Source organism: Corynebacterium cystitidis, assembly GCF_900187295.1.
Taxonomy (GTDB): Bacteria; Actinomycetota; Actinomycetes; order Mycobacteriales; family Mycobacteriaceae; genus Corynebacterium; species Corynebacterium cystitidis.
The window spans coordinates 284655-301167 of the sequence record NZ_LT906473.1 but is presented as its reverse complement, the minus strand read 5'-3'; the positions used below and the strand labels follow the sequence as shown (position 1 = coordinate 301167).

Genomic DNA, 16513 nt, shown 5'->3' with positions numbered 1-16513 from the left:
CGATCAGGATCACCTCAACACAGTGACCAGTAGACCAATATTGACTTATATATATGACTCACACACATGTATGTGTGCTGTGTCAGACACTGCATAGTAGACGCAAGCACCACAATGATGCTTTTTGTGTTTCGCTTCAACCACCCAACAACACTCTATGTCATATCCCTGGGTGTTTGAGTGTTTTTCTTATCGGTATATTAGTACCAGTCACCTCCAGTAGTTACCTACCTTCCAGGTCTGGCCTATCAACCCCATCATCTCTAGGGAACCTCAACAGAAACCTCATCTTAAAACAGGCTTCCCGCTTAGATGCTTTCAGCGGTTATCCCTCCCGTACGTAGCCAACCAGCCATGCTCCTGGCGGAACAACTGGCACACCAGAGGTACGTCCGTCCCGGTCCTCTCGTACTAGGGACAGCCTTCTTCAAGTTTCAACGCGCGCGGCGGATAGAGACCGAACTGTCTCACGACGTTCTGAACCCAGCTCGCGTGCCGCTTTAATGGGCGAACAGCCCAACCCTTGGGACCTACTCCAGCCCCAGGATGCGACGAGCCGACATCGAGGTGCCAAACCATCCCGTCGATATGAACTCTTGGGGAAGATCAGCCTGTTATCCCCGGGGTACCTTTTATCCGTTGAGCGACACCACATCCACAAGTAGGTGCCGGATCACTAGTCCCGACTTTCGTCCCTGCTCGAGAAGTCCCTCTCACAGTCAAGCTCCCTTGTGCACTTACACTCACCACCTGATTACCAACCAAGCTGAGGAAACCTTTGGGCGCCTCCGTTACTCTTTAGGAGGCAACCGCCCCAGTTAAACTACCCACCAGGCACTGTCCCCAACCCAGATCATGGGCCAAGGTTAGACATCCAATACGACCAGAGTGGTATTTCAACAACGACTCCACAACCACTAGCGTGACTGCATCAACGTCTCCCACCTATCCTACACAAACCGCATCGAACACCAATACCAAGCTATAGTGAAGGTCCCGGGGTCTTTTCGTCCTGCCGCGCGAAACGAGCATCTTTACTCGTACTGCAATTTCACCGGGCCTGTGGTTGAGACAGCAGGGAAGTCGTTACGCCATTCGTGCAGGTCGGAACTTACCCGACAAGGAATTTCGCTACCTTAGGATGGTTATAGTTACCACCGCCGTTTACTGGGGCTTAAATTCTCCGCTTCGGCAAACAAATGCCTAACGGGTCCTCTTAACCTTCCAGCACCGGGCAGGCGTCAGTCCGTATACATCAACTTAACCGTCTTCGCACAGACCTATGTTTTTGATAAACAGTCGCTTCCCTCTATTCTCTGCGACCACAACCAGCAACCACCACGCACAGCAGCAGCACCAGCCATGGTCCCCCTTCTCCCGAAGTTACGGGGGCAATTTGCCGAATTCCTTAACCACAGTTCACCCGACCGCCTCAGTATTCTCTACCTGACCACCTGTGTCGGTTTCGGGTACGGGCCGTACACACACATCGCTAGAGGCTTTTCTCGACAGCACAGGATCACCACCATCACCCCACAACAGGGCTACGCATCACGCCTCACACAAAAAAGGGACCGCATTTCACAAATCCCCGTGCCACACGCTTACACCACCATCCAACAGATGGCGCGGCTACCTCACTGTGTTACCCCATCACTGAACTACTACAGATCAGGCCCCACGCACGCACACACAACCATCATCAAAAAACAACAGCCACATGATTATGGGTGGTTAGTATCACTGCCTCGCCCTTGGTCGCACATATACGGGTACGGGAATATCAACCCGTTCACCATCGACTACGCCTGTCGGCCTCGCCTTAGGACCCGACTCACCCTGGGAAGACGAACTTAACCCAGGAACCCTTAGTCATCCAGCGGTAAGGATTCTCACCTCACACTCGTTACTCATGCCTGCATTCTCACTCGCACACAGTCCACAACCCCTCACGGAACCGCTTCACACCATGCACGACGCTCCCCTACCCAAACACACACAAAAAATGCGTGCCTGCCGCGGCTTCGGCGGTGTACTTAAGCCCCACTACATTATCGGCGCAGAACCACTCGACCAGTGAGCTATTACGCACTCTTTCAAGGATGGCTGCTTCTAAGCCAACCTCCTGGCTGTCATCGCGACCCCACATCCTTTTCCACTTAGCACACCCTTAGGGGCCTTAACCGGCGATCTGGGCTGTTTCCCTCTCGACTATGAAGCTTATCCCCCACAGTCTCACTGCCATGCAACACTTCACCAGCATTCGGAGTTTGGCTGACATTGCTAAGATAATAGTCCCGCTCAACCAACCAGTAGCTCTACCTCCGGCAAGCTCACACAACGCTGCACCTAAATGCATTTCGGGGAGAACCAGCTATCACGGAGTTTGATTAGCCTTTCACCCCTACCCACAACTCATCCCCTCAGTTTTCAACCTAAGTGGGTTCGCGCCTCCACAACCTCTTACAGCTGCTTCACACTGGCCATGGGTAGATCACCCCGCTTCGGGTCCAAGACATGCCACTACACACACAATTAGTATTCGCTTTCGCTACGACTACCCCACACGGGTTAACCTCGCGACATGCCGCTGACTCGCAGGCTCATTCTTCAAAAGGCACGCCATCACACACAACATGCTCTGACGGATTGACAACACACAGTTTCAGGAACTCTTTCACTCCCCTCCCGGGGTACTTTTCACCATTCCCTCACGGTACTATCCACTATCGGTCACACTAAGTATTCAGGCTTACCGGGTGGTCCCGGCAGATTCACAACAGATTCCACGAGCCCGCTGCTACTCGGGACAACAACACACGCACGCAACCACAGCTTCACGTACAGGACTCTCACCTTCTCCGGTCGACCATCCCAGGCCAGTTCCACTACCACAATCACACACGCGCCGAAATGGCAGTTCCGACAAGTCGCATCCCACAACCCCGCACACGCAACCCCTGCCAGGTATCACACGCATACAGTTTAGCCATCATCCACGTTCGCTCGCCACTACTAGCAGAATCATTATTATTTTCTCTTCCTACGGGTACTAAGATGTTTCACTTCCCCGCGTCACCCCCACACAGACTATCAATTCATCTGCGGGTAGCACCACACAACTGGCACCAGGTTACCCCATTCGGACATCCTCGGATCAACGCTTAGTTGGCAACTCCCCGAGGCATAACGCAGCCTCACACGTCCTTCATCGGCTTAGCATGCCAAGGCATCCACTATGTGCCTACAACAAAAAACACAACACACAAAACACAAAAAGAATAAAGATACTCGCGTCCACTATACAGTTCTCACACAACACACCCACCACAACAACCAACCCCAACACAAAGGATCAGCCACCACAGCAAGCCACGAAACAACACACGTTGCCCCAGACACCCAACAGCATGCCAACACACCCCACAACAACAGTCATGGCAAATCGTTCATATGCACAGCATCCACCCCAGGCACCAAGCAGAACACACAATCCCGCCGGCATGCATCCACCCGGATTCACACAGTGGCAGCACCACACACGGGCACTCAACCACCAACAGTCACCAACCAGTGACCAAAAAACACAAAACTCCATAGAAAGGAGGTGATCCAGCCGCACCTTCCGGTACGGCTACCTTGTTACGACTTCGTCCCAATCGCCGATCCCACCTTCGACAGCTCCCTCACAAAGATAGGCCACTGGCTTCGGGTGTTACCAACTTTCATGACGTGACGGGCGGTGTGTACAAGGCCCGGGAACGTATTCACCGCAGCAATGCTGATCTGCGATTACTAGCGACTCCGACTTCATGGGGTCGAGTTGCAGACCCCAATCCGAACTACGACCGGCTTTACACGATTAGCTCCACCTCACGATATCGCCACGCGCTGTACCGACCATTGTAGCATGTGTGAAGCCCTGGACATAAGGGGCATGATGATTTGACGTCATCCCCACCTTCCTCCGAGTTAACCCCGGCAGTCTCTCATGAGTCCCCAACCAAATGCTGGCAACATAAGACAAGGGTTGCGCTCGTTGCGGGACTTAACCCAACATCTCACGACACGAGCTGACGACAACCATGCACCACCTGTACACCAGCCACAAAAGGGAAACCATGTCTCCATGGCAATCCAGTGTATGTCAAGCCCAGGTAAGGTTCTTCGCGTTGCATCGAATTAATCCACATGCTCCGCCGCTTGTGCGGGCCCCCGTCAATTCCTTTGAGTTTTAGCCTTGCGGCCGTACTCCCCAGGCGGGGCGCTTAATGCGTTAGCTACGGCACAAAACCCGTGGAAGGATCTCACACCTAGCGCCCACCGTTTACAGCATGGACTACCAGGGTATCTAATCCTGTTCGCTACCCATGCTTTCGCTCCTCAGCGTCAGTCACTGCCCAGTAACCTGCCTTCGCCATCGGTGTTCCTCCTGATATCTGCGCATTTCACCGCTACACCAGGAATTCCAGTTACCCCTACAGCACTCAAGTTATGCCCGTATCGCCTGCACTCCCGAAGTTAAGCCCCGGACTTCCACAGACGACGCGACAAACCACCTACGAGCCCTTTACGCCCAGTAATTCCGGACAACGCTCGCACCCTACGTATTACCGCGGCTGCTGGCACGTAGTTAGCCGGTGCTTCTTCTCTAGGTACCGTCACACAAGCTTCGTCCCTAGCGAAAGGAGTTTACAACCCGAAGGCCTTCATCCCCCACGCGGCGTCGCTGCATCAGGCTTCCGCCCATTGTGCAAAATTCCCCACTGCTGCCTCCCGTAGGAGTCTGGGCCGTATCTCAGTCCCAATGTGGCCGTACACCCTCTCAGGCCGGCTACCCATCACCGCCTTGGTAGGCCATTACCCCACCAACAAACTAATAGGCCGCAAGCTCATCCCATACCAGCACAAAACCTTTCCACACACCCACAAAAGATACGTGAATATCCGGTATTAGACCCAGTTTCCCAAGCTTATCCCGAAGTACAGGGCAGATCACCCACGTGTTACTCACCCGTTCGCCACTCGAGCACCCTAGCAAGCTAGAGCCTTTCCGTTCGACTTGCATGTGTTAAGCACGCCGCCAGCGTTCATCCTGAGCCAGGATCAAACTCTCCACAAAAACAATTCCAAAAGAAATCATCGAAATCATTCAGGCCGTGAAAAGCCCAAACCCAACCAAAAACAAACAACCAGCAAAAAACCACTCGTTGTCCACAAAAAAAGAATTACAAAAAACACACCAACCCCCAACCCAACAAAGGGCACAAAAAAGGGGGTCAGCACAAAAAATAAACAAACCACAAAACGGTTCATCTACCAATCGAATGCACATCAACATGCACACTTGCTTCCTGCACCGAAAAAACAAACCACCACAAACCTACGGACAATCCATGGCGACCGGCACACACCCACGCAATTCGCTACGCTCATCACGACACACAAGAACAAACCCACACGCCACAACAAACAACAAACCACGCAAGCACCACAAGGCACACACCAACACACAAACAAAAAGTACATTGGCACACTATCGAGTTCTCACACAACACACGCACACCCAACAACCACGTTAACCACACGTTAACCCAGCATCAGGCAGCCCGTCCCACACTAGTAACCAACCCAACACAAGTCAAATCAGCCACACAACATGAAACAAAAAATTAACATCAACGATAATTTCCCTCACCACCAACACACTTCACACGAAGCAGGGCGCTGTCGGTCACGCTGACACCAACAAACCTACACACACCCCACCACAAACACCAAACCACCAGGCCACACCACAAAACCACAACCAACAATCTCACAACCGATCGTCGTCAAGCGTGTTAAACCGTTTCGCGCTCGACCTGTGCGCCTAGTGCGTTTAATCGCTCCACGAAACGCGGATAGCCACGGTCAATGTGGTACAGATCATGAACCCGCGTAACACCATCGGCGACCAAACCGGCTAGCACCAAACCGGCGCCGGCACGGATGTCAGAAGCCCACACGTCGGTGGAGGAGAGGGTGTCGTTGCCACGTAGTACTACGTGATGCCCATCGACTGAAGCATCAGCACCGAGTCGCAACATCTCGTCAACGAAGCGGAAACGTGACTCGAAAACATTCTCAGTAATCACTGAGACACCATCGGCAATAGACGCGATACCGATTGCCATGGGTTGAAGATCTGTCGGGAAACCGGGGAACGGCAATGTCTGGTAGTCGACCGCTTTCGGACGGTGATTCATGCTGACTCGGAAACCGTTGTCGTAGGTTTCCACATCGGCACCCGCCGTCTTCAATTTCTCCAAAGCAAGGTGCAGATGTCCCGGAGCGATACCGCCAACAGTAATATCACCTTGGGTCATCGCTGCGGCGTAAGCCCATGTACCAGCCACGATTCGGTCACCGACCACACTGTGCGTCGTTGGCCCAAGCTTGTCCACACCCTCAATAGTCAGCGTCGAGGTACCACCACCAGTGATCCGAGCCCCCATAGAGTTGAGCATCTCACAAAGATCAACAATTTCCGGCTCACGGGCAGCGTTATCTAACACCGTGGTTCCGTTCGCCAGGACCGCAGCCGTAAGGATATTCTCGGTTGCGCCCACCGAAGGGAAATCCAAGGTGATTTCTGCACCTTCCAGTGAAGACGCCCGCGCGACAACAGCCCCATGTTCAATATGGGTAGTTGCACCCAACTTCTCAAGCCCGGACTGATGCATATCAAGTGGTCGTGATCCGATAGCGTCTCCACCAGGAAGCGCCACAATCGCCTCACCGCAACGCGCAGTGAGCGGGCCAAGGACGCATACTGAAGCGCGGAATTGTCGCACAGCGTCAAAATCCGCACGAGAGGAAAGTTCTGCGGGGGTGACTATGCTCACCGTCGTTCCGTCGATCGTGACCGAACACCCCAGCCCCTCGAGGACGTCCTTCATCAGTGGGACATCAAGAATTTCAGGGCAGTTGGTTAAAGTGGTCGTGCCCTCGGCAAGGAGAGCTGCCGCCATCAGCTTTAACACACTGTTTTTAGCGCCATCGACGGTTACAGAACCCTGCAGTCGGGCCCCACCTGTCACAAGAAAACGATCTTTCACATCCCCTAGACTACCCAAGGATCCTTAAGGTAGGGCACCAATGCGTCGAGCAGCATTAACAGCTTCATAACGGGTATGTGCGCCGAGCTTTCGCATCACGCTACGAAGATAGGACTTTACTGTTTCTGCGCCAATACCCATTTCTTCGGCAGCCTCGACGTTGGTATGGCCCAAGGCGACACACGAAAGAACGTCCAGTTCGCGAGCGGACAGCTTGGTGGTCTGTTTGACGCGCACTGGCGAGACCATCTGATCACACAACTGCTCCAGCTCCTTGCGGAGAGACTCATCCTCGACGCGATTGGCAAGCATGCGAAGTTTCGAGTGAGTGGAGCGGACCTGCTCCCACTCTGCACCATTCATCACTCGCCCAGTCTTAGCCCCGGCTTTCCCGCCTTCGGCACGACGCAACGCAGAATTAACTTCAAGATCTTGCTCGAGTGTGCGCGCAGTCATCGTCACTTCCTCGATGACCTTGTCACCCAAACGCACCGGCGAATGAACACCAACGTAAAGAACACCGCGAATTTCGCGCTGTACTATTACTGGAACCGCAACGATCGAGTGCAATCCTTCATCTTGAATAGCGCGATCATGTTCATGGGAAATGACGTTGGCGCGCGTGTAATCAGACACACCCACCGCCCTACGCATGGCGACGACGCGGCCTCCAACGCCAACACCTTGATCAATAATGAGGTTCTGAAGCGCAGGGGTACGCAACCCAATCCACTGTGTGATCTGCAGACGATTATCGGCCAGTAGTGTGCCGTACATGGTCACCGGGATGCCAGTCGCGGTTTTCAAGGACGTTAGAGCTGCTCGGATGGCGTCATCGTCGTCTTTGATCCGTTGGGAATCCATCAAATCTCCTGTCGAGTACTACCCCGTCCGTGTGTCCCGCCCTGGGGGCAGCCACGCACGGTTCGATGTCTGCTATCCAAGCATCATACCCTGAATTGGGGGGAGGAAGAAACTAGCTTTAATAGCTTCTTTGCGCGCGGCATGATATCCGGCACCCTAACAAAGGGTAGAAATGGACCACCCCAACCTGCCCACCCCCACTCACCCCCAAACAGAAATCGGCGATCACCTGCTCAAACACTTTGGTCTGCATATAATATACCACTTTGTCTAGATCGGGCGTGTACAGTGATCCCCAGACGTCCCGCAGCCGACGGCTGCACTAGCGCAAACCGTGGAAGGTATGCGTACGGAGACGCAAAAGCCATTTGATAAAACTTGCTGAGCAAAAAGGAGACATACATTTATGGCAAAGGTGTACAACAACGTTCTAGAGACCATCGGCAACACCCCACTGGTAGAGCTGAAGGGGATCTCTGAAGGCACCGGTGCACGCGTGCTGGGCAAGTTGGAGTTCTTCAACCCCGCCAACTCGGTAAAAGACCGCATCGGTAAGGCGATTATCGACGCGGCCGAGGCTTCCGGCCAGTTGAAGCCAGGCGGAACCATCGTCGAGGGTACGTCCGGCAATACCGGTATCGCTCTGGCGCTCGCAGGTGCCGCTCGTGGTTACAAGGTTATCCTGACCATGCCTGAGACCATGTCTAATGAGCGTCGAGTTGTTCTGCGCGCATTCGGCGCAGAGATTGTTCTCACCCCAGGTTCCGCTGGCATGCAGGGCGCCGTGGACAAGGCCAATGAGATCGTCGAATCCACCGAAAACGCAATACTTGCGTCTCAGTTTGAGAACGAGGCGAACCCGAAGATCCATTACGAAACCACCGGCCCTGAGATCTGGAATGACACTGACGGCAAGGTTGATATTCTCGTAGCTGGCGTGGGCACCGGTGGCACCATCTCCGGTGCCGGCAAGTACCTCAAGGAGCAGAACGCGGAGGTTAAGACTGTCGCTGTCGAGCCCGCAGCTTCCCCTCTGTTGTCAGAGGGCAAGGCTGGCCCACACAAGATCCAGGGCCTCGGCGCTAACTTCATTCCGGGCACTTATGATCGCACCGTTGTAGACGAGATCCTCACCGTCTCCAACGAAGATGCAGTAGCGACGTCCCGCGAGCTGGCGGTCAAGGATGCTGTCCTCGGCGGCATTTCCGCAGGCGCCAACGTCAAGGCTGCACTGGAGGTTGCTTCTCGCGAGGAAAATAAGGACAAGACCATCGTGGTCATCATCCCTGATTTCGGCGAGCGTTACGTCTCCACGATCCTCTACGAGGACATCCGCGACTAGTTTTTCGCTTTACGACGATCAGGGCCCCGGCACTTCGCTGCCGGGGCCCTCGTCGTTAAGCGCGAATAAAAACCCTAACTGTTGAAGGTTAAAATGTTTGTCGCTGCTACACTGTGACCTCATGATTAAGGTGCTGAAAATGATCCGCGAGGACCTCGCCAACGCGAAGCTGCACGACCCTGCTGCACGTGGCGACGTGGAGAACGCCATTGTGTACTCTGGGCTCCACGCGATCTGGTTGCACCGCGCCTGCCACGGCCTGTGGACCCGAAATTTTAAGAGTCTCGCGCGCATCCTGGCGCAGATTAATCGGTGGCTCACAGGAATTGAGATTCATCCCGGCGCCACTATCGGTCGGCGCTTCTTCATCGACCATGGCATGGGCATAGTGATTGGGGAAACAGCCGAGATCGGCGACGATGTCATGCTGTACCACGGGGTCACCTTAGGTGGCCAGGTGCTTACTCAAACGAAGCGGCATCCCACCCTGGAGGATGGAGTGACGGTGGGCGCTGGTGCGAAGATTTTAGGCCCAATCGTGATCGGTGAAGGCTCTGCCGTGGGAGCGAACGCTGTAGTGACAAAGGATGTTCCTCCGCACCACATTGCGATTGGCATCCCGGCGAAGAATCGGCCGCGGAAGAAGGATGAAAACGAACCATTGGTCGATCCAGGCAACTACATCATCTAGATTGGCCCTGCGGTCATGGCAGCACTAGTCATTTAGATCATTTACAACGAGGTCTTGATAGGCCTCGTTTTTTGCGAGAAAACGCTCTACTGCACTGCATGTGGTGCGAATTTTCAGCCCTTCCGCCCTAGTATCATCGAGCGCCTCCTGAATTAGCGGAATAGATAGTCGGTGACCACGGTACGCATCGTCGACAACAACATAATCGAAGTCGCGCACCTGCTGGCCAGCGGCGGCAACGTCACTGTACGTTGCGTACCCGGCCTCGCGCCCGTGTACGTTGAGCACATACCGGTTCTTTCCGGGCTGATGAACAATCTCTGGTTGAACGGACATGATGGCCTCCTTGTCGATGCCCCTCACGGCTAACAGAACGCACGCAGATTGCTCTGCGGTGTACCAACAGTATTCCGCTCGCGGCGCATCAACATACGCAGGCCCCCCTTACCGGGGGTAAGGGGGGCCTATCTTTTTGTGGCCAGAGCCGGGATCGAACCGGCGACCCCACACTTTTCAGGCGTGTGCTCTACCGACTGAGCTATCTGGCCAGAAACCACGCATTACACGTATGTTTCAGCGACCCTGACGGGACTTGAACCCGCGACCTCCGCCGTGACAGGGCGGCGCGCTAACCAACTGCGCCACAGGGCCTTATCTAGTTTCATACGCTTTACGACGAAGCTTCAGCCTGACGTGCGCACGAGTTAATACCTTACACATTGTCTGAGCCATGGGACAAATCACCAGTTAACACGCTACTTTAGGCTTTCTAGAACTGCGCAATAGAACTGCGCACTAGAGTCACGCGCTAGAGCTTCAAACGATCGTCGATAAGCAAAAGGCCCAGTTCGAATGAACTGAGCCTTGGAAGCAATGGCGACCCTGACGGGACTTGAACCCGCGACCTCCGCCGTGACAGGGCGGCGCGCTAACCAACTGCGCCACAGGGCCTTATTTATTTATGGAAGAACCGAGGGCTCTTCGTACTCCCAACGGGATTCGAACCCGTGTTGCCGCCGTGAAAGGGCGGAGTCCTAGGCCTCTAGACGATGGGAGCTAGAACAGTGCGCTCAGCGTTGCTTAACGCGACTTGATTAAAGGTATCCGATACTCGCCCGCTTTTGCAAAACGGCAGCTAAACAGCCGTGTTCACAGGATTGTAAAGCGCCTTCGTCATACCCCCTCACCCTATAGAATGACAGTCATGGCTGACACGATCTCTCCGAAAGAGAGCCCCGATGATCCCATGACTCCCCACGCACCCGAACACGGGCAGGACCACGGCGGAGACACCTGCTGCGGCGGCCAGCACGGCTATAGCGCGGACCGAGACCGGTACCTAGCACGCCTCAAGCGCATCGAAGGCCAGGTCCGGGGCATCCAGCGGATGATCGGTGAGGATCAGTACTGCATTGACATCTTGACTCAGATGTCTGCCATTAACTCGGCGCTGGAGAATGTGGGCCTGGCCTTACTTGAAGATCACTTGCACCACTGCGTTGCTGGGGCGATAGCCGATGGGGGTGAGCTTGCCGACGACAAAATCACCGAGGCCATGGCCGCCGTGAGGCGAATGGTGAAGTCTTAAGATTTATGCTGCCTTTCGGTTGATGCAACTTTCTTACGCCATTGCCTTGCCACGCTTGGTGGCTTCACGGAGTTCCTTCTGGCGTTCAGCCTATTGACATTTCAGCTTTTTGCACTTGTCTATTATTTGGTGTTCCCTTGTTCACCTGCGCAAACCTCCTCTGCGAGGGGAATTCGCCTCATAATGGCGGCGAAAATCGCACCAGTAATGTTGTGCAGCACGGCAGCCACCGCGCCCGGCAACGCTGCCTCCGGAGAAAAGAATTTCGCAGACATACCCGAGGCCAGCCCGGCCGACTGGGTGCCAATCTCAGTGGACAAGGTTCGCACCTGGGGGTCCCGGAAACGCCCTACCTTGCCCGTCACCCAACCCAACACGTACCCGAACACGTTATGCAACAGCACCGCAACAAATACGATGAGGCCAACTTGGGCGAGACGCTCCACGTTTGCGGCAACCGTCGGAAAGACCACCCCACCAATCCCAACAATGGAGACCCACGGCAGCGCCGGTGTGATCTTTTCGACGAAACTGTCGAAGAAATAGCGAATAATCAATCCACCGATCACCGGCAGCAGCACGGTCTGCGCCAGCGACCACGCCATCCCCATCGCGTCCACCTCGGTCTGCTGACCTGCTAACCACAGCATGATCAGCGGAGTCATTATTGGCGATACCAGAGTCGAGACAGACGTCATTGCCACTGACAATGCTACATCTCCCTTCGCAAGGTAGGCGATCACATTCGACGACGTACCACCCGGCACCGAGCCCAACATGAGCAAACCGAGCGTGAGCATTTCATTCAGCCCGAGCAGCCTCGCCACCGCGACGGCGGTGAGCGGCATGATGATAAATTGTGCAACCACGCCGATCAACACGGGCCAGGGGCGACGCGCAATTTCTTTAAAGTCTGGAATGGTCAGCGTTAGCCCCATCGCGAACATAATTATCATCAAGAAATAGGTGATGTAGTCCGCCAGCGGCAGAAATGGTGCCGGAACGAAATATGCGAGGATGGCACCCGCCAAGATGAACAGCGGAAAACCGGTCACCGCGATTGCTGCTGACCGATCTTCGCGCGCCTGGGCTTGATCCACAGAGATTGACATATAACTCAGCCTTCTTAAGAGAAAACTTTTCAAGGTACATAGTAATGAAGCCGACAATGCGAATGCACTGTCGGCTTCAACCCTTAAGGGAAACGTGGGCCCTGCGGGGATCGAACCCGCGACCTGCGGATTAAAAGTCCGTAATCAAGTCGCGGAGGTTCGGTAACCACGGGAAACACGGGATAACAGATCGCGATAATCGCGACCGGTATAGACCGTGCCAGTCCACCGCCAGTCCATGCAGGGTATGTCTCCCGAAAATAGGAAGCCGCCACGCCTCGCGGTGTGACGGCTATCCGGGAGGGCATTCCCGATGTCAGCTTATCCAAGAGCAGCAACAGTAGGCCAGATCGCGCTCGCTTTTAGTGGGAGCGCTGGTGAGTGCAGGCCGGCCGGCGGGGGTCCGAGCACGGCGCCAGCCGCGCGCAGGGCCCCCAAAGGCCGGCAAGGCGCCCGCCAGGGCGCCGCCGTTCAGAGAGATACCAGTAATGCTTCCGCCCCAGGTCGGCGAGCAAATTCGCTAGGACTGTCTCATGAGCAGCTCATTGCGCTGAATGAAGACCAGAAACGCGGCTATGACAGAGTGGGGAAAAAGGAGCGAGTTAAGCAGTGCGGAACACAGCCCGTGGTCAATGGACAGGTTGCGCTAGGAATAACCGCAGCCGGGGGTATGCAGGTGGCGGGTCTGGCGCGATGTGGCTCACGATGGTGCCCTGATTGCTGGGGGAAGGTCGCGTCGTACCGCACTGGTGAAATTGAACAGGTTGCAGAGTGGGCACAGGATCAAGGACATCAGCTCGCGCTTGTCACCTTGACGGCAGCGCACGTTACCACTTCGGTTCTAGCATCTGCTGGATTCGATCAGCAAAAAGCACTGGAACAGCAATCCATTAAGGAGCTGTTTACGCGTCTTTCTGGTGCGTGGCGACGCATGAACGCAGGACGCCGAGGAAAAGCCTTAAAGGGCTCCCGCATCGGCTACGCGCGAGCGTTTGAGTTGACAGCGGATGCCATTGGAGCAAGTAGGTTGAGCGGAGTCCATGGGCATTTTCACGTCCTGCTTGTCCTAGATGAGGACGTCGATGCGGATGAGGTGCGAGGGCTGACGTGGGAGGGCTGGTCGGCAGGCTGCATGAAAGAAGACTTGGAAGCATCACCTGCAGGGTTCGACTTCAAGATTCTGCGGACGGGTAGCAGCCGCGATATTCGAGCCGCTGCAGCCTACCTCGTCAAGGGGGAAAAGCGGGACGCGGAAAAGCTGGGCCTAGAGCTGACTCGATCCGATGTAAAGGTGGCGCGTTTGCGAGTGTCGCCTGAGGGACTTCTCCGCGAGATCGGCGAGCTGGAAGACACAGAATTTTCTAGGCAAGCACCGCGATTATACGCGCGTTGGCGCGCGATTGAAGATGCGTGCGATGGCCGTAGATGGCTAACCTGGTCGCGTGACCTACGAAAGCTAGCGGGATTAACAGCGGAGCTGACCGATGAGGAGATCGCAAGACGCGAAGAGCACACGGTAGATAACGAAGTGCTGGTCGTGCGCTGGTCTGAAATTCGTGACCACGTCGAGGAGCTCCGAGCTGTGGTCCGCGAGGCGCGTACCAGCGAAAAGAGCGAGCACCTGCGGCTGGCGCTAAATGGCCTCGGCCTCGATTACGTCGAGACTTCCGAGGCGGAGTGGCGCGAGAGAGTGCGTGTCCACGTCCGAGCGCGGTACCAAAAGCAGTAGGTGTGACAAACATCATACTCCCTAGTTTGCGACAAAATGAAGCGTTGTCGGGCATCCATTTCGGCCGAGAAGTGAAATTCTCGTTGCCATGTCATCGTCTGCGGACAGTTTTGCTTGCGCCTACCGGGTAAAGCAGGCGAAAACGGCGTTTGAGGCATTTGAGGCATTGTGCAGGGGCAACGTAAATGGCACGTTGGCTAGTCGTTCATGTGTTCTATTTTCGGATTCCCGTTCATGTCCGGACAGTCCGCGACTGAGGCGCGTGTATGACAGTCATACAGCCATAGAGTCATACAGCCAAAGCGTCATACAGTCATACACAGTGCAGTTCACAGAGGTTTTTTCCCTTGCGTGATTTTCGCTGCGGTGCCATGCTGGACATCGTGATCGTGGTCATCGTGGGCGACGATCGCCGGGGTCACAGTCCGTGGCTTCGTACACCCGTTCGAAAGGATTTTTCCATGGCTGTTCAAAATCTCCCCTTGGGCTCCAGCGCCCTGCTGCTTCCCACTGGCCGCCCTTTTCCGATGACCGAATATGGCTCTGACCAGCGCATTTACACCGAATCCGGCGTGCCGCTTTCGCGCCTGGAGGGTTTTTTCATCAGCGCGGTGGGCGTCGCCGAGCTGGCGCGGGTGGAGGCCCCGGACGCCGTGCTGGAAGGCGCTTCCACCGGTGATGCCCTGGAGCTGACCGGCGAGCTCCGGATGACTGTGACCGCTGTGCGCAGGCGGGTGGGTGAGCGTCTGGAGGCGACCGGTGAGCTGCGATCGACGATCACGGGCGTGACTGGCGCACGGTCGCTAGGTCGGGCGGCGGAGCTGGTGGAGGCGATCACCGATGCGAGCTAGGAAAAAATCGCGCGCTGCCTGCGTCTTGGTGGGTACGGGTCTGACGCTTGTGGGCTGCTCGTCTGAGGCGGCGTCGGAGCGGCCTGTGGCGGTGGGGGCCTCGTGGGTCGCCCATCCCGAGCATGTTGGGAGCGACTACCTCCCTCCCGGTGAGGACTGCGAGTCTTTTCCGGTTGTCGTGCCGGATTCGGGCTGGTCAGAGGCGGGCGTGAGCTTCGTCTCGACGGCGGGCTGGTGCGTGCCGGGGTGGCCCAGCTCGCAGCCGTACGCAGCGCTGGTTGCCGGGGCTGTGTGGGTGCCTGCGGTGGAGGCGGGCGCGATCTCGCCTGCTGAGGCCGCGCTGCTGGCATCGGCGCCGGTGCTGCCTCGTGCTCTGCGATATGGGCAGGATCCGTATGGTACGGCGTGCGGCGACGTTGTGTTTGCGATCCACCACGAGACCGGCGACGTGGCCCTGGATGGGACCCTTCACGCCGCCTATGCGCGTGATCTCGAAGAAATTTTGGCGCGTGCGGTGCCCCACTCTCCTGCTGAGAGCCTGTGTCTGTCGGGAGGTGGTGGCGATGCATAGCGCTGCTTTTGGTACGATTTTAGCGAATCTCGTGACGGCACTGTGGCCGTTGTGGCTGGTCCTGGGCGTGATCGTGGTCCTGGTCGCGGGCCCGGGCTGGCTGCGCATCCTTGTGGCCCTGGCTGTGGTCGGTGCGGCGTTTTTCCTGCTGCGGGGCCGTCGGTCGGCGCGGACTTTGCTGGTTGATCTCCCGCGTGGTGCGCCGCTGATCGTCCTCTCGGTGTTTTTCCTGCTTGTCGGGCTTTTTTCGTCGGGTGCGCTCGCGTGGGCCACGGCTGCGGTGGGGGGCCTTGGGCTGGTGGTGGCGTGGGTGCGCCGTGCCGCGGTGCGCCGGCGCTGGGCTGCGCAGCGGCTTCGCTCGGCCTGGGTCAGCGTCGGCGATTCTGCCGGCTATGCTGCGCAGCTTGGTCTGGTGAGCCGCGAGGGGGCGGAGGCTACGCTAGATGAGATTATTTTTACTGATTATGGCGTTAACCTGCTGATTTCTTCCCCTATCGGGTTTCCCGCCAGGCGATTATCGATGCCGCGCCGGAAATCCGCGACCTCTTTGGCGCGTTTGAGGTCACTGCTGAGCAGGTGCGTGGTAGCGCCTGGGTGCTTGTGTCGGTGGTGTCGCGTGATGTGCTCGCGGAGGACGTTGCAGCCGATTGGGCTCCTGACCTAGA

11 protein-coding genes, 4 tRNA genes and 2 rRNA genes are annotated in these 16513 nt (G+C 56.1%); 7 read left to right on the top strand and 10 right to left on the bottom strand.

The features are described 5' to 3' along the window. Positions 1–179: 179 nt before the first annotated feature. The 4 genes from CKV99_RS01405 to ramA form a co-directional block, all read right to left on the bottom strand. A 23S ribosomal RNA gene (locus tag CKV99_RS01405) occupies positions 180–3259 on the bottom strand. A 341-nt stretch (positions 3260–3600) separates the two neighbouring features. Beyond that, positions 3601–5122, bottom strand: a 16S ribosomal RNA gene (locus CKV99_RS01400). The 16S and 23S rRNA genes sit together here, the layout of an rRNA operon. Positions 5123–5843: 721 nt before the next feature. After that, entirely contained in the window at positions 5844–7100 is a 1257-nt protein-coding gene (murA, locus tag CKV99_RS01395; RefSeq protein ID WP_092260688.1) for a UDP-N-acetylglucosamine 1-carboxyvinyltransferase, read from the bottom strand. Between the two features lie 24 nt (positions 7101–7124). Next, on the bottom strand, positions 7125–7964 hold the full coding sequence (gene ramA, locus CKV99_RS01390; protein ID WP_092260686.1) for an acetate metabolism transcriptional regulator RamA: 840 nt from the start codon (positions 7962–7964) through the stop codon (positions 7125–7127). Between the two features lie 406 nt (positions 7965–8370). On the opposite strand from ramA, the gene cysK reads away from it, so the two are divergent. Together cysK and epsC are read left to right on the top strand one after the other, a co-directional pair. Further along, positions 8371–9306: a cysteine synthase A gene (gene cysK, locus CKV99_RS01385; protein WP_092260684.1), complete on the top strand. Its 936-nt coding sequence runs from the start codon at positions 8371–8373 to the stop codon at positions 9304–9306. A gap of 121 nt (positions 9307–9427) precedes the next feature. Continuing rightward, positions 9428–9997, top strand: coding sequence for a serine O-acetyltransferase EpsC (gene epsC / locus CKV99_RS01380; RefSeq protein WP_092260682.1), 570 nt, complete (start codon positions 9428–9430; stop codon positions 9995–9997). Positions 9998–10021: 24 nt separating this feature from the next. On the opposite strand, the gene CKV99_RS01375 is transcribed toward epsC, so the two are convergent. From CKV99_RS01375 to CKV99_RS01355, 5 genes are all read right to left on the bottom strand, one after another. After that, positions 10022–10333, bottom strand: coding sequence for a GNAT family N-acetyltransferase (locus tag CKV99_RS01375; protein ID WP_092260680.1), 312 nt, complete (start codon positions 10331–10333; stop codon positions 10022–10024). Positions 10334–10472: 139 nt separating this feature from the next. Then, positions 10473–10545, bottom strand: a tRNA-Phe gene (locus CKV99_RS01370). Positions 10546–10574: 29 nt separating this feature from the next. Further along, a tRNA-Asp gene (locus CKV99_RS01365) sits at positions 10575–10648 on the bottom strand. Between the two features lie 223 nt (positions 10649–10871). Next, positions 10872–10948 (bottom strand) — tRNA-Asp (locus tag CKV99_RS01360). A 33-nt stretch (positions 10949–10981) separates the two neighbouring features. Beyond that, positions 10982–11054: transfer RNA gene (locus tag CKV99_RS01355), tRNA-Glu, on the bottom strand. Between the two features lie 189 nt (positions 11055–11243). Between CKV99_RS01355 and CKV99_RS01350 the strand changes: the two genes are divergently transcribed. Then, entirely contained in the window at positions 11244–11585 is a 342-nt protein-coding gene (locus CKV99_RS01350) for a metal-sensitive transcriptional regulator (protein WP_092260698.1), read from the top strand. A 122-nt stretch (positions 11586–11707) separates the two neighbouring features. Here the strand turns inward: CKV99_RS01350 and CKV99_RS01345 are convergent, their stop codons facing one another. Beyond that, complete coding sequence (locus CKV99_RS01345; RefSeq protein WP_092260678.1) at positions 11708–12697, bottom strand: bile acid:sodium symporter family protein; 990 nt, start codon at positions 12695–12697, stop codon at positions 11708–11710. 625 nt (positions 12698–13322) lie between these two features. Here CKV99_RS01345 and CKV99_RS01340 point away from each other — a divergent pair. The 4 genes from CKV99_RS01340 (at position 13323) to CKV99_RS01325 (ending at position 16512) form a co-directional block, all read left to right on the top strand. Next, positions 13323–14426, top strand: a complete 1104-nt coding sequence (locus CKV99_RS01340) for a protein rep (RefSeq protein ID WP_143063480.1) — start codon at positions 13323–13325, stop codon at positions 14424–14426. Positions 14427–14773: 347 nt separating this feature from the next. Next, complete coding sequence (locus CKV99_RS01335; RefSeq protein ID WP_143063479.1) at positions 14774–15277, top strand: hypothetical protein; 504 nt, start codon at positions 14774–14776, stop codon at positions 15275–15277. After that, on the top strand, positions 15267–15848 hold the full coding sequence (locus CKV99_RS01330; RefSeq protein ID WP_095114649.1) for a hypothetical protein: 582 nt from the start codon (positions 15267–15269) through the stop codon (positions 15846–15848). Before CKV99_RS01335 ends, CKV99_RS01330 begins: the two co-directional genes overlap by 11 nt. After that, on the top strand, positions 15841–16512 hold the full coding sequence (locus tag CKV99_RS01325) for a hypothetical protein (protein WP_092260670.1): 672 nt from the start codon (positions 15841–15843) through the stop codon (positions 16510–16512). Before CKV99_RS01330 ends, CKV99_RS01325 begins: the two co-directional genes overlap by 8 nt. The last annotated feature ends 1 nt before the right edge of the window (position 16513 follow it).